General features: G+C 31.7%; 14 protein-coding genes and 1 pseudogene. 11 read left to right on the plus strand and 4 right to left on the minus strand.

The window, feature by feature from the left end; genetic code table 11:
* Positions 1-48 precede the first annotated feature (48 nt).
* Complete coding sequence (locus NK213_RS13565; protein WP_256478743.1) at positions 49-2,187, plus strand: Tn3 family transposase; 2,139 nt, start codon at positions 49-51, stop codon at positions 2,185-2,187.
* Positions 2,188-2,236: 49 nt separating this feature from the next.
* Here NK213_RS13565 and NK213_RS13570 read toward each other — a convergent pair whose 3' ends face one another.
* From NK213_RS13570 to NK213_RS13580, 3 genes and pseudogenes are all read right to left on the minus strand, one after another.
* Entirely contained in the window at positions 2,237-2,839 is a 603-nt protein-coding gene (locus NK213_RS13570; protein ID WP_253350018.1) for a hypothetical protein, read from the minus strand.
* A 131-nt stretch (positions 2,840-2,970) separates the two neighbouring features.
* A pseudogene (locus NK213_RS13575) lies at positions 2,971-3,537 on the minus strand (Crp/Fnr family transcriptional regulator); the annotation flags it as partial.
* 767 nt (positions 3,538-4,304) lie between these two features.
* Positions 4,305-4,448 carry a hypothetical protein gene (locus tag NK213_RS13580; RefSeq protein ID WP_253350020.1) on the minus strand — a complete coding sequence of 48 codons (144 nt, stop codon included), beginning with the start codon at positions 4,446-4,448 and terminating at the stop codon, positions 4,305-4,307.
* Positions 4,449-4,644: 196 nt separating this feature from the next.
* On the opposite strand from NK213_RS13580, the gene NK213_RS13585 reads away from it, so the two are divergent.
* The 9 genes from NK213_RS13585 (at position 4,645) to NK213_RS13625 (ending at position 11,565) form a co-directional block, all read left to right on the plus strand.
* On the plus strand, positions 4,645-4,965 hold the full coding sequence (locus NK213_RS13585; protein WP_253350022.1) for a hypothetical protein: 321 nt from the start codon (positions 4,645-4,647) through the stop codon (positions 4,963-4,965).
* Between the two features lie 144 nt (positions 4,966-5,109).
* Positions 5,110-5,826: an SIMPL domain-containing protein gene (locus NK213_RS13590; protein WP_253350024.1), complete on the plus strand. Its 717-nt coding sequence runs from the start codon at positions 5,110-5,112 to the stop codon at positions 5,824-5,826.
* Positions 5,827-5,900: 74 nt separating this feature from the next.
* Positions 5,901-6,770, plus strand: coding sequence for a DUF4846 domain-containing protein (locus tag NK213_RS13595; RefSeq protein ID WP_253350026.1), 870 nt, complete (start codon positions 5,901-5,903; stop codon positions 6,768-6,770).
* 28 nt (positions 6,771-6,798) lie between these two features.
* Positions 6,799-7,410, plus strand: a complete 612-nt coding sequence (locus NK213_RS13600; RefSeq protein ID WP_253350028.1) for a histidine phosphatase family protein — start codon at positions 6,799-6,801, stop codon at positions 7,408-7,410.
* 32 nt (positions 7,411-7,442) lie between these two features.
* A complete protein-coding gene (locus tag NK213_RS13605; protein WP_253350030.1) occupies positions 7,443-8,375 on the plus strand; it encodes a magnesium transporter CorA family protein in 933 nt (310 codons plus the stop codon).
* Between the two features lie 117 nt (positions 8,376-8,492).
* Entirely contained in the window at positions 8,493-9,227 is a 735-nt protein-coding gene (locus NK213_RS13610) for a murein L,D-transpeptidase catalytic domain family protein (protein ID WP_253350032.1), read from the plus strand.
* A 160-nt stretch (positions 9,228-9,387) separates the two neighbouring features.
* A complete protein-coding gene (locus tag NK213_RS13615) occupies positions 9,388-10,152 on the plus strand; it encodes a ThiF family adenylyltransferase (protein ID WP_253350034.1) in 765 nt (254 codons plus the stop codon).
* A complete protein-coding gene (locus NK213_RS13620; protein ID WP_253350036.1) occupies positions 10,149-11,021 on the plus strand; it encodes a hypothetical protein in 873 nt (290 codons plus the stop codon). The genes NK213_RS13615 and NK213_RS13620 overlap by 4 nt, the downstream gene beginning before the upstream one ends.
* A gap of 166 nt (positions 11,022-11,187) precedes the next feature.
* Positions 11,188-11,565, plus strand: coding sequence for a pheromone cAD1 o protein (locus NK213_RS13625; protein ID WP_253350038.1), 378 nt, complete (start codon positions 11,188-11,190; stop codon positions 11,563-11,565).
* A gap of 161 nt (positions 11,566-11,726) precedes the next feature.
* On the opposite strand, the gene NK213_RS13630 is transcribed toward NK213_RS13625, so the two are convergent.
* Positions 11,727-12,629 (minus strand): toxin-antitoxin system YwqK family antitoxin, encoded by a 903-nt coding sequence (locus NK213_RS13630; RefSeq protein WP_253350039.1) that lies wholly within the window; start codon positions 12,627-12,629, stop codon positions 11,727-11,729.
* 167 nt (positions 12,630-12,796) lie between these two features.
* Here NK213_RS13630 and NK213_RS13635 point away from each other — a divergent pair, with 167 nt between their 5' ends.
* The gene (locus tag NK213_RS13635; protein ID WP_253350041.1) at positions 12,797-13,885 is read left to right on the plus strand and encodes a toxin-antitoxin system YwqK family antitoxin; all 1,089 of its coding nucleotides are present in this window, start codon (positions 12,797-12,799) and stop codon (positions 13,883-13,885) included.
* Positions 13,886-13,934 lie beyond the last annotated feature (49 nt).

Genomic DNA, 13,934 nt, shown 5'->3' on the forward strand with positions numbered 1-13,934 from the left:
TGGGTTTATTACTCCTTACCAGGCTAGATTCAATTTCTTTGGATCCTAATGTTCCCATTTTGCTTGACCATTACATTAATTGTTTTTTTCTATAAATTACGAAAAACTCTTATTGACATGGGAATTCAAATTCATATGTACCAGATGAAGCAATTAAAAAATAAAAGTCAGAGGAAATTAGAATCTTTACAAAAAAACGAAGTTAAATCTTTCAATCAGAAAGTTATTAAGTTTATTGAGATTGGGGAAATTTTAATTAAAGCCAAAAAAGAAAAATTAAATCCCTATAAAATTTTAGAACAAAAAATTGGATGGGATAATATTATTTTTGAAATAGAAGATGCTAAAAAACTAGCAAAATCAAAAAACTTTAGTTATTTAAATTTTATAGATACTCGATATAATTATTTGCGTAATTATAGTCCTGATTTTCTAAAGTATTTTGAATTCATACCAGTAAAATCGTCTTTAGAATTAATGGAGGCTATAGATGTTCTACGTTTAATGAATAACAGGAAATCAAGGAAATTACCTGTAAATATTCCCGTAAATTTTTTACCTAAAAAATGGAAAGATTATGTTATAAAAAAAGATGGTAAAATTTGTAAAAGGCATTATGAAATGGCAGTTTTAGATGAAATAAATAATGAAATAAAATCTGGAAACATGGCTGTTAAAGGAAGTGAACAATACCAAAATTTTGAACATTATCTTATTAATAAAGAAGAATTTAAAATAACAGATATTAATAATTATCAATTAAATTTTCCTGAAAATTTTCAAACATATATAAAAGAAAGAAAAGAAAAGTTACAAAGTCAGATTGAATTACTTAAAATAAAACTTCCTACTTCAAAAACCGCATATGGACTTAATGGTAAAATCTATTTACACAAATTATCATCAGAAATTCCAGATAATACTGATGAATTTATAAATGATATTTTTAAAAAAATTCCTCAGATAAAATTAACCAATATGTTATTAGAAGTTTCTAAATGGACTAATTTCACTAATGAACTTAGTCATTTATCTAACGGAAAAAAAGTAAACGAAAGTGAATTACCTATTTTACTTAGTACATTACTGGCTTTAGGTACAAATATCGGATTAAGTAAAATGGCAGATCATACATATAACATAAGTTATCATCAATTGGCTTATGTTTCCCAATGGTATCTTCAAGAAGATTCCTTGCGAAGAGCTATAGCTCAGCTTGTTAATTTCCAACATCATCGTTCATTAGCATCCTATTGGGGAGATGGAACAAGTTCATCATCTGATGGTATGAGAATGAAAGTTCCTGTATCATCTTTTCACGCCAAATATAGTAAACATTTAGGCTTTGAAAAAGGAGTAACAGTTTATAGAGCCGTAGCTGATCAGTTTCAATCTTATTATACAAAAATCATTAATATAGATAGTAGAGAAGCTCTACATGTATTAGATGCTCTTCTTTCACATAATACAGAACTTGATATCAAAGAGCATTATACTGATACTCATGGATACACAGATCAGGTATTTGCACTGTGTCATGTATTCGGCATAAAATTCGCTCCTCGAATTAAAGGAATATCAGATCTTAGATTATTTTATACAGATGAAATAGATTCTGGAGTAAAAGAATATTTTCATAGAAAAATAAATTTCAATATTATTGAACGTAACTTTGAAGATATATTACGATTAGTTGTTTCTATACGTGAAGGTAGAACTTCAAGTTCCTTTATTTTAAGCAAATTAGGTTCTTATGCTCGTAAAAATAGCCTTGCTCAAGCTTTAAGGGAATTAGGGAGAATAGAAAAAACAATTTATCTTATTGAATATTTTCTGGATGCGGATCTTCGACATCGTGTCCAAAAAGGTCTAAACAAAGGAGAAGCTGTCAATGCTTTATCACGTAAACTGAATTTTGGTCAACAAAATGAATATTATGAGGCATCTTATATTGGACAAACACAAAAATCTCTTGCTTCAGATTTACTTATTAATATAATTACAGTATGGAATACGGTTTACATGGAAGCTGCAATAAAAGAACTTGAAAAAGAAGGTAAAAATCGTCCCGATTTAATTCCCTTTATATCACCGATACATTGGGAACATATTAATTTTTTTGGAGATTATTCATTTGAAATGAAAGAGGAGTACTCATTGCACAAACTCAGAATTATCAAGGTTTAAAGTGCAAAAGGGACTCCTCTTAGCGTATATTTTCGTCAATTTTCTGTTCCTACCCCTTATAGAACAGCAAGTGCTTTTGGAGTAGTTCTTTCTCTGAGGAATAAGAACCCATGTCCTTGCCTGAAGATACCATGCAAAAAAGTCCAAAGTGGGAGAAAAAACCTTTGCCTGAAAATGCTTGTGCTCGCACAACTCTTGACGTTGTAGCGTAGTGCAAAGGTGATATGTTGCTCTCTACACGATTCTTTAGCTTATCTGCAATAATAATGGCCAACATATTTGAAGGGTCTGACAACGTTTCCGTACCACGTAATGCGCTAATCACGTTGTATTGATCTACGCAACCGAAAGAACTGCAACTACCGAGTGGCGCGGATGGTGATAGTAAAACTGTTTTTATATCCATTTCTTGTGCCGCTGACAATAGCTGAACCTCTAAGGAGTGGAATCTAGCTGGGTCAGCCTCACTAGGAGTAGCAAAACGACCGGAATGATACATCTTCAAAATATCTGCTGGAGTAAGCTTATCTACTTGTCTTTCAAAAAGCTCTAAGAGTAGTGAGTTCAAATCTTGTTTTGGAAGAGAAAGAAGTTTCTCAATTATTTCTTGATCGCCTATTTGTTTCAAAATTCTATCTAGTATTGCACTCATAAATATCGCCTCACTTATCGTTTTCTTTATTGTAATGCCTTTCTTGTAATAGATATAGGTCACATGACCCAAAATGTTAAAAATATGGCACAGATACCTGCTGGTGTCCGTGCTTCACCTTGGTATTACTCTTATTTTTTCATATATTGTGGCAAATGTGTATTAACTTTTTTTTCGTCTAATATAGTAAATCTTTTATTCTTATAAGATATGATACCCTGATCTGAACATTCAGCAATTGCTCTGTTGATACTTCTCATAGGTGCATTTGCCTCTTTCGTTACTTGTTCCTTTGTCAATCTATCTAGATTATTCCTATACTGATGTGAAGCTATACATCTGAGCAAACGCTCTTTTACTGTCAGTAATAATACTTCTTCTACGAGTTCCGCATTAATAACAAGTTTATAAGAAATTTCAGCTATTAAAAATTTTGTCGCCTCAAAGTCATTGCGAAGCCAATTTAAAAAATCTTTCTTATGCAAAATATCCACAACGCAATCTGTTATCGCTGTGATCTCTACTGGTTTTCTTCCTTCATAAAATTGCTCAATTTCTCCGAAAAAGCTACCTGCTTTGTATAAATGAATCGAAGAAAACAAACCTTGCGGAGCAAGAATATATGCTTCTGCAAGTCCTTCAATTAGAAAGTAAACGAAATTATTCTCTTCTTCTGCAAATACGATTGTACTATTTTTTTTATAGTTTTTTCTTTTTAGCGTTGCCTATGTCTCATCGTTCATCAAATCTATAAAAAACATTTTATCTCCCACCAACTTCCATTTTGGGTCAACTGACCTTTTTTATAGTATAACAAGACTTTATAATAAAGTAAAGTAAACAGAGCGATTCATTAGTCGAATTGTATAAAAGCTCGGTATAAGTCGTTTTTATAGTGAGAAAATTGTAATTTGTACATAATCGATTCAAAGTAATAAACCGATAACAGCGAAGTTATTCGCCGTCATCGGTTCATCTGCTAAAAAACATATTATAGCACTTTGATATTATATAGACCTATGATACAATAGAAATAAAACTTAGGAGAAAAATATGGCAAATCCTATATCAATCAGAAGAAATTAAAATAAGAATTACAGAAAATACTCTAAATTGTAATATATTGACTGATATTTTTAGAGAATTATTTGGAAATCAATAAATTAAAGATATAATATCAATTTATGAGAAAATGGCAATAATTTTCTTCATAAATTGTATATTATTATCGTGGAATTTTTGTTATTATATACTTGACTTTAGAAAGAGTAATATTTTTCTAGATGTTTTGTGTGTTTGAGGAGGTTTCATACCTCCCTAACTATATATGGAATTACCCTTAAGTATATATATGATAGATTTAAGGCTGTGTGAATTAGCACAGCCTTTTTTGTATAAATAAAAAAAGCCGGGAAACTTTCTGCCCGGCTTGTGTGTGGATTTAAATTAAATACAGTGAATCTTTTTAGTCTTTAATCTGTGATGCAATTCCTGACTTGGTATTCTTGATAACACCAATGATTTTTGAATCCAGTGTTTCACAAAGCATACTTCTTAAAATTGAATTCCTGAAAATACACTTTTTTCCGTTCCCTTTAAACTCAATCATCTTTATTTCATTACAGTCTAAATATTTAATATTATTCATGTCCGTACCTTTCTACCACACACTTTAATTATACCATATTTAATGGTATAATATATAATATTCATTTTCATATAAAAGTTCTGATAATAAATATAAAATTCGATTGATTTTTCTGATGAAAATTAGTACACTAATATAAGAGAATGTGAGGAGGTAAATGAAAAAAGGAATTTTTTTATTAGCATTTATTATAGGAGTATCAGCTTTTTCCAATTGTGATGTAAAAGCTGAAAAATTATTGAATACAGTAATAAAGGAGAAACTCACTATATCAAAGAATGATAATCTGAAATATTATACCCCGGAAATGGACGGAGCAGATTATTACAAATATCAGATATTTGAGAATCATGAGACACATACTGTAAAAAGGGCATATATTGAACTGGATATGAAAACGGGAACTGCTTATAAAATGAATATTGCAGATGATAAACTGGAAAAAATATATCAGGACAAAAAAAGTGTATGCAAATAAAAAAGGCAGGATAAATAACAGTGAAAATCTGTTTTTGTCAGCATACAGCCAAGTATTTTCAAGTAAAAAGTGATCTTGACATAATACTTTAAATTCTTTATAATTATATTTAAGTCGAAATAATTTGAGCCAAAGAGGTGTTTTATGAAAAGGGTACAGTTTGTACTGGTAGCTGTGATACTTTCATTAGGTTTGATAATATCTAGTGCAATAGTATCAAATACCATAGAGTCTTTGAAGAAAAAAGACGACATTGTTACTGTAAAAGGAGTAGCAGATAAAAAAGTAAAATCCGATAAAGGAATTTTATCCATAGTTGTTAAGTCAAGCGATAAAGATGTTAATACAGCAGTGGAAAATCTGAAAACAAATACACAAAATATAGCGGAGCTGATAAAAGCAGAAGGTTTCGAGGATTCGGAATTAAAGCTTGAGAATATAGTTTCAGAGCCGGTATATTATTTTAATGACAGAGGTAATCAGACTACAAGAATATTATCGTATAATGCCACTCAGGTAATTGTGGTAACTACTGATAAAGTGGACAAACTGGATCCTTTAGCATTAAAATTATCAGAAGACATTAATCTTGCAGTTTCAGAGCCGCAGTACTTTGTTACGAATATCGAAAAGCTGAAAATAGACTTACTCGGGGAAGCAACTAAAAATGCCAGACTCAGAGCAAATGAGCTTTTGAAAAATAACGGAAGAAGTATCGGCGGAGTAAAAACTGTAAATCAGGGTGTTTTTCAGATAACAGGGGATAATACATCCGAGACTTCGGATACTGGTTATTATGATACATATTCTATTGAAAAAACTGTAAGAGCAGTAATATCTATTGAGTACAGGATAGAATAAAAAGAAAAAGGACTTGGAATTTTGCTTGAAACTGGTAAAGTGTACAAGTCTTTTTATATATTACAGGAGGAATAATGAGAAAAAAGAAATTAACACTACTATTAATAATATTTGTATTTCTGCTTTCCTGCGGAAAATCAGGAAAAGCTGATAATGTACAGGAAAACAGAAGTACAAACAGAACAAGGGAAACTAAAACTATAGTTGTGCCTGACGGAATGACATTAGATAAAAGATATAATCTGCCTGAGGGATACACAAGAATGACATTTCAAGAAGACAGCTTTGCTTACTATCTGCAGACTTTTCCCGTGAAAAAATACGGGGAAAATGTATATTATTTTGATGGAAGAGAAAAGCCGAATAAGGTACATGACAGTATACTTGATATAGATGTGGGAACACAGGATTTACAGCAGTGTGCAGATGCAATAATGAGACTGAGAGCGGAGTATCTTTATAAAAATAAACGTTATAAAGAGATAAGCTTTAATTTTGTGAACGGATTTGATGCGAATTTTGATAAATGGGCGAGCGGTTACAGAATTTCCAACAGCGCAAATAAAAGCAGCTGGGTAAAAAGCGGAAAAGAAGATTACGGTTATGAGAATTTCAGAAAATATCTGATAATGGTATTTTCTTATGCTAACACGTATTCACTGGATAAACAGATGAAAACTAAAGACATAAAAGATATGGTTCCGGGAGATGTATTTATAAAGCCGGGATTCCCGGGACATGCTATAATAGTTATGGATGTAGGTCAGAATAAAGAGGGAGATAAGGTATTTCTTCTTGCGCAAAGTTATATGCCTGCACAGGACATGCATATACTAAAAAACTTTAACAGTAAAAATTCACCGTGGTACTCGCTGGAAGAGATAAAACAGAGCTTGAATACTCCGGAATGGACTTTTACGCCTGATCAGTTTAAAACTTTTTGATAATATATAAAATAAGGAGATGAATAAATTGCTGGATATACTATTGGTTCGACACGGGCAGACAAAATGGAATGTGGAAATGAGACTACAGGGGACACTAGATTCAGACTTAACAGAAACTGGAGTTTTTCAAGCAAAAAAACTGGGAGAAAAACTGGAGGATATTGAATTTTCCAAAATTTTTGCCTCGCCAAGCGGAAGAACAATGAAAACCGCAGAATTAGTTATGGGAAAAAGAGTCAGCCCTATAATAACAGATGAGAGACTGAAAGAGATGAATTTTGGAGTTCTCGAAGGGAAAAAAGTGGAAACACTGGAAGAAAGATTTAAGGAAGAAATAGTCGTTATGCATGAGAAACCTGAAATATATAATCCTTCTGAATATAACGGCGAGACATATAAAGAGCTTATGGGGAGAACATCACAGTTTTTAGATGAAATCATACAGAATGAAAAGGGGAAAGTACTTGTAGTTGCCCACGGTATGTCGCTTATGGCAATAATATCAGCAATAAATAATATGGAAGTAAAAGATTTTTGGAGCAGAGGACTAAAACCAAATGTTTCTTTGACAATGTATAATTATAATAATGGTTTATACGGTGAAAAGCTGTTTTATGATACTTCGCATTATGAATAATCAGATATTATAAAAGATACAGGAGGTGGAGAATGCTAAGGTATTACAGGCTGAACGGTCATGTAAAGGAAATAAAAAATCCTTTGGAATACAAGGAAGCCAATCTGATAAAGATGGTAGACCCGCAATATGAGGATATTTATAAAATTTCTAAAAAAGAGAGAATAATTCATGAGTATCTGAAAGATTCACTGGATAAAAACGAAATACCACGTTTGGAAAATTACAAAAATCAGTTATTTTTACTTATAAGAGTCCCGACGGAAGAAGATGATGTGCCGGGAAATCTTACTTTCAAAACAACACCGCTGGGTATAATACTGACTCCGGAGAAGCTGGTAGTAATAGCTTCAGAAGATGTAAATATCATAGATGTAGTTATAAATAATTACGGAAAAAAATTTGAAAGCATAAGAAGTTTTGTGATGATGATACTTCTTGCCACTACAAAAAGATATCTAAAATATCTGAAAACATTAAATGTGAATATAATCAGGGCGGAGTCAAAGCTAAGAAGAACACAGTCAAATCAGGAATTGATAAACCTTATGGAAATAGAAAAAAGTTTGGTTTATTTTACGACATCGCTGAAAGGGAATCAGATGGTGATGGAAAGGCTTCTGAGCGGCAGGCTGTCAGATAGTGACGAGGAAAAAGAGTTTATCAGAGATGTAATAATAGAGAATAATCAAGCGCTGGAAATGAGCCAGCTCTACAGCAGTATTGTGGACAGTCTTACAAGTGCTTTTTCTTCCATTATATCGAATAATCTAAATATCGTGATGAAGGCTCTCGCAGCACTTACAATAATACTGAATTTTCCAATGCTTGTATCGAGTGTATACGGGATGAACGTCCCGCTGCCTTTTCAGAATCAGAAATATGCTTTTATTATAGTGATAATTATCTCTGTTACACTGACTATCATGAGTACATGGTATCTCATAAAAAGAAAATGGTTTTAGATTTCCTTTGATTTTACTATGTGACTCTTGATTTTAGTGTGAAAGTATGATATAAAATTAGAGGAGATTTATTATTATTTTAAAACGGTAAAAACTAGGATAGGATGATATAGTATAATGAAAAAACTTATTTTATTATCATTATTAACGTTTACGCTTTCGATCGCAGCATATTCTTCAGAATACTTTGAAGATATGTTTAAGATCATTGACAATAACAGCAGCAGCTTGAGATCAAGCATGAATATTTTTGACCCGAGTAATGAGGGAATAAGAGAGGAATATATGACACTAGGCCTTGATAAGAAACTGGATTTTGAAGTTTTTAAACAGGCTGTGGACGGATTCAAAAGAGTGAAAAAGAAGAAAAGAAATGTGCTTACAATAATAGATTTCAGCAGTTCTTCATCAGAAAAAAGATTTTACGTAATAGATTTTGATAAAAATAAAGTGTTGTATGATACTTATGTGGCACATGGAAAGAATTCAGGAAATAATTATGCCACGGAGTTTTCTAACAGTATAGATTCTAATATGAGCAGTCTGGGATTTTATTTAACAGGATATACTTATGAAGGTTCAAATGGATATTCGTTAAAATTATACGGATTAGAGCAGGATATAAATGATAATGCCGAAGCAAGATCAATTGTAATTCACGGAGCTGATTATGCCAGCCCTGACTTTCTAAGATCAAATGGTCATTTGGGGAGAAGTCTCGGATGTCCTGCATTGCCCCTTGATGAATACGCTCAGATAATTGACGAGCTGAAAGGCGGAAGTGTAGTATTTATTTATGCAAAAGATAAAGGTTATCAGGAAACATCAAAATATGTAGAAAAAGAAGTATAGAAATATAATTTTAACTGGGTATTACATGATATTGCAGAAGGTTTTGCAGTCATATAATACCTTTATTTTATTTTTATCAAAATTATGGTAAAATATGTACAGCTTTTCATAAAAATATTTTATTGGAAAGAAAAGTAACAATAGATATAGGAGTAAATAAATGTCATATGAATTTGCAAGGCTGGAAATGCTTATAGGAGAAAGCGGAATACAAAAATTACAGGAGTCAACGGTGGCAGTTTTTGGAATTGGAGGTGTAGGATCATACTCTGCCGAAGCATTGGCAAGATCAGCCATTGGAAAAATTATACTTGTGGATTTTGATAAAATATCAGAATCTAATATAAACAGACAATTACATTCACTTAGAAGTACAATCGGACTGAACAAGGCAGACGTAATGGAGGAAAGAATAAAGGATATAAATCCTGAATGTAATGTAGTAAAAGAAATTGATCTTCTCAAAAGAGAGAATATAGGGGAATTTTTTGAAAAGCATAAGCCTGACTTTGTCATTGATGCCATAGATATGGTGAAAGCCAAGGCATCACTTATAGAATACTGTATTCAAAATAATATAGGTATTATTTCTTCAATGGGATTCGGTAATAAAATGTTTCCTGAGATGGTGGAAATATGTGATATATATGAAACAGAAGCGTGTCCGCTGGCAAGAACACTGAGAAAAATTTTGAAATCCAAAGGAATAAAGAAACTTCCTGTTGTTTTTTCCAGTGAGCTGCCTATGGTTCCTGATAAGAGTCTGAGATATAAAGAAGAAGAGAAAACAGAATATTTTATGGGAGAAGAAGTTCCGGCAAAGATAACTCCGGGAAGTAACGGCTTTGTACCGCCTGTAGCAGGTATGACTGCTGCATCATATGTAATAAGAAAAATTCTGAATATAGACAGGAGTGTAAGATGATAAAGTTATCAGAGGGAAATAAAGCAAGAATATTAAAAATAATGGTTATTTTGGGAATTGTACTTTCAGTATTCGGGGTATTATCAAAAATATTTGAAATAACAATTTTTGATTTTTTGAAGAATGAATCGGAAGAGTACATGAGAAATTCATATGAACAGTCAAAAACTCTGTTTGTAACTCTTTCTGTAATAAAAGGAACAATGGGCGTAATAGAAGGAAGTACATTAAATGCCAATGCAGTTATAGGTGTAAATCTGGAACTGGGAGATATAATAGAACCTGTATATGAAATGATAAATATCTTATGGAAAACTTCTTTATTAAGTGTGGTAATCTTAAAGATAGAAACATTATACTTTGGCTTTTTTACTATGAAACTCAGTTCGTTTTTACTGTCAGCATCACTGGTTTTTGTGGCACCATGGGTTTTTATGAAAAACAGGATAACAGAGATATTATCAAGGGTTGGAAAGTATTTCTTTTATTCATTTTTATTTATATATTTACTAATACCGTCTGTGCTTTTTTTGAGTTCAAAGGTAGTAAATGTAATGGAAAATGAATATAAGGAACCGGCTATAAAAAGAATAGAAAAAAATGTCGGAAATCTTAATGCTTCAGCTGAAGACCTTTTTAAGCCTGCAGAAAATACAAGTATCTTTAATTTTAAAGGGCAGGCAGATTCATATAAGGATAAAATAGAAAATTTTAAGACTGAGACAGGAAATGTAACAGAAAGTATCTCGGAAGATGTACCGCTTATCATAGGAGTAACAATATTCGGGTACATAATTCTGCCGCTGCTGCTCACAATATTTCTGTATAAACTGGCAAAGAGTCTGATTATGTCGAAGTTTATAAAATAATGTATATGCTGATAAACAAATAAAAACACCATTTTTATCAGAAAAATAAGTCGTTCGCACTGTGCGAATGAAAAATATGAATTGATTATTATATGGAGAATAATTGTAAATTTTGAAAAATATAATATTTATGGTATAATATATTACTACTTGGAGGTGAGAAGTTATGAGAAAAGTAGTTAGTGTTTTATTATTCCTTGTAATCGGTTTTTTTTCTTTAGCTGCAATGAAAGATGGTTCCTATTCGGTTGAGGGGAGAGCTTCCGGAGGATGGCAGCCATTCATGAAAATGACTATAAAAAATGAAAAAATAATAAATGTGCAGTACGATAGGAAAAATTCACAGGGGCAGCTTCTTTCCATGGATGATAAGAATTTCAGAGATGGATCATTTGCATTATCAAGAAGTTTGAAAAGTACCCAGAATGTAAATACAATAGAAAATATAAACAATTCGGAGTTAACTAATGAGTTTAAAACAATGGCAAATTTTTTGATAAACAAGGCTAATTCAGGGCAAACAGGAGATTTTAACCTTAATTAGCATATTAGGAACCGTCGCTTAGCGGCGGTTTTTCTTTCATAAATTTATTACCGCAAGAAATATAAGAATGAAGTGACAATTATTTTCAGACCATGATATTATTAATCAAAACATAAAAAAATCGGTTTCGCTCCAATATATGGAGAAACCGATTTTTCATTTTAAAAATAATTTACAGTTACAAGATTACCGTTTTTGTCATAAAAAAACCATTCGCCTGCTGCACTGTAATTATAGAACTGCCCTTTGGCTTTTAGGATTCCGTTGTCGTAATACTGAACAAAATCACCATTTCCATTTACTAAGGAAATGTTTCTTTCTACACTACCATCAGGGAAAAAGCCCTTTATATCTCCAAGAACCTTACCGCTTATGTAAGTTTCTTCCAGCTTTAATTCACCGTCAGGGTGGTACCAGAGCCATTTTCCATCTCTGTAATCATTTTTAAAAGTACCAGATGATTTTTTCTTTCCATTCGCATAAAATGACTGCGCTTCACCTTCAAGTTTGTTATTTACATAAAGTTCTTTTTCAATGACGATACCATCAGAAAATTTATAAGCTTCACCGTTTTTTGCACCGTTTTTATAAGTGAAAACAGTCTTTAGAAGACCAGTGTCGTCATAGTTATATTCCAGTCCGTTTTGTACACCATTAACATATTCACGGTATGCTTTTGGAGAGCCGTTATCATAATACTCAGTTTCGCCGCCTGTTTTGCTTCCGTTTTTATAAGAAACAATCTTTTCAAGGCCGCCTTTTGATGAATATAGGAAAGAATCCCCGTCAAGCAGTCCCTTTTTATAATTTTTAATTGCTTTAACAGAACCGCTTGAATAATAGTCTACATAGTAACCTGAATAAAGTGTATTATCACTTAAGTTAACAGCCTGGTTATTATAATCGACGCTGACATTCGCACTTGTGCTAAAAGCAGTGTTATAGACCTCTGCGATCATATCGTAAGTTTCGTATACATTTTTGGGTTTAAAGTTTTTATTAACTTCAGAAAAACTTGTGAAAAAAATCAAACCAAAAACAAATAATAAGTTAAGTTTTTTCATTTATTTCTCCTTTCATCCAAATATTATATCATTTATTAATAAAAAATTCAAATTCAAAATTCTATTTTGCATATAAAGAAAAAAAATGCAAAAATAGTGATTATTTTTAATTAAAACTAGAGAATTTGTTTTAAAAATGTGCTATAATAATTCAAAAGAGGTGAAGTATGAAAAAAATACACACACTTATATTTTTTATTTTTATTACAGGCATGTTGTTTACAAAGACACATACTTACTATTACGATAAGGAATGGAACAGGTTGAAAACCCCGGAAAATGCAGCTTATTACAGAGAAATAAACGATAAGAAAAGCAGCAAAGGCTACTCATATACTGATTTTTTTATAAACGGAAGATCTAAGACCTCGGGATATATGAAAAGCTTTAATAACAAAAGCAGCATAAGCGGTAATGTAATCATATATGATTTTGACGGAAAGACAGCAGAAATAAATTCTTATCTTATGGGAAAAAAGCATGGCAAGAGTATAAAATATTACAGAAACGGAACAATAAGCAATGTTGCCGTATATAAAAACGGTATGAAACACGGAAAAGAAATAAAGTATTTTGAAAATGAGACTGTATCATATGAAGCGAATTACAAAAATAATCTTTTACACGGTACCGAAATTTTTTATAAATTTAATGGTGACATAATTACAAAAATAGAGTATAAATATAATAAATACGATGGTAAGTATATTGTTTATAACAAAAGTTTCCCCATACTGGAGATTACGTATAAAAAAGGTGTGAAAGAGGGCGATTACAGCGAATATTTTGAAACAGGGATTTTGAAAGAAAGTGCTGTGTACAAAAAGGGGAAAATAGAGAATATAAAAAAAGAATATTATGAATCAGGAACTGTAAGAAGTGAGATAAACTATAAAAACGGTGCAGTTGACGGGATCGGCAGATATTATTACGAAAGCGGGGAACTTTTGTCAGAGGGACTTTTTTCAGATGGTGTGAGGGTAGGAATATGGAAAACTTATAATGTGAATTCCAAAATAAGTTTTACGGAAAATTATTCAAACAACCAGGAAGAAATAGAAAGAATTGAATATTCACCAAATGAGATATTGGAAGCAAAAAAATATTTTTCAAAAGGTATTCCAATAGGAATATGGGAATTTTTCGACGAAAATGGGAATAAAGTAATAGAAGCTGAATTCAGAGACGGCGAAAGGCTTGCATTCAGGCTTTTAGACCTGAACGGACGGGTTCTTGAAGAAGTAATATATAATTAAGTTATTATTTTCTTCACTTTTTCTTTGAAAAATTTGTAAATTTAAGTTA

The sequence above is a fragment of the Sebaldella sp. S0638 genome (genome assembly GCF_024158605.1).
In the GTDB taxonomy this organism is placed as follows: domain Bacteria; phylum Fusobacteriota; class Fusobacteriia; order Fusobacteriales; family Leptotrichiaceae; genus Sebaldella.

Bases quoted from the DNA above. Each gene is read 5' to 3' on its own strand.
- NK213_RS13565 (WP_256478743.1), top strand. From the start codon at position 49: ATGTTCCCATTTTGCTTGACCATTACATTAATTGTTTTTTTCTATAAA.
- NK213_RS13570 (WP_253350018.1), bottom strand. From the start codon at position 2,839: ATGAGTGCAATACTAGATAGAATTTTGAAACAAATAGGCGATCAAGAA.
- NK213_RS13580 (WP_253350020.1), bottom strand. From the start codon at position 4,448: ATGATTGAGTTTAAAGGGAACGGAAAAAAGTGTATTTTCAGGAATTCA.
- NK213_RS13585 (WP_253350022.1), top strand. From the start codon at position 4,645: ATGAAAAAAGGAATTTTTTTATTAGCATTTATTATAGGAGTATCAGCT.
- NK213_RS13590 (WP_253350024.1), top strand. From the start codon at position 5,110: ATGAAAAGGGTACAGTTTGTACTGGTAGCTGTGATACTTTCATTAGGT.
- NK213_RS13595 (WP_253350026.1), top strand. From the start codon at position 5,901: ATGAGAAAAAAGAAATTAACACTACTATTAATAATATTTGTATTTCTG.
- NK213_RS13605 (WP_253350030.1), top strand. From the start codon at position 7,443: ATGCTAAGGTATTACAGGCTGAACGGTCATGTAAAGGAAATAAAAAAT.
- NK213_RS13610 (WP_253350032.1), top strand. From the start codon at position 8,493: ATGAAAAAACTTATTTTATTATCATTATTAACGTTTACGCTTTCGATC.
- NK213_RS13615 (WP_253350034.1), top strand. From the start codon at position 9,388: ATGTCATATGAATTTGCAAGGCTGGAAATGCTTATAGGAGAAAGCGGA.
- NK213_RS13620 (WP_253350036.1), top strand. From the start codon at position 10,149: ATGATAAAGTTATCAGAGGGAAATAAAGCAAGAATATTAAAAATAATG.
- NK213_RS13625 (WP_253350038.1), top strand. From the start codon at position 11,188: ATGAGAAAAGTAGTTAGTGTTTTATTATTCCTTGTAATCGGTTTTTTT.
- NK213_RS13630 (WP_253350039.1), bottom strand. From the start codon at position 12,629: ATGAAAAAACTTAACTTATTATTTGTTTTTGGTTTGATTTTTTTCACA.
- NK213_RS13635 (WP_253350041.1), top strand. From the start codon at position 12,797: ATGAAAAAAATACACACACTTATATTTTTTATTTTTATTACAGGCATG.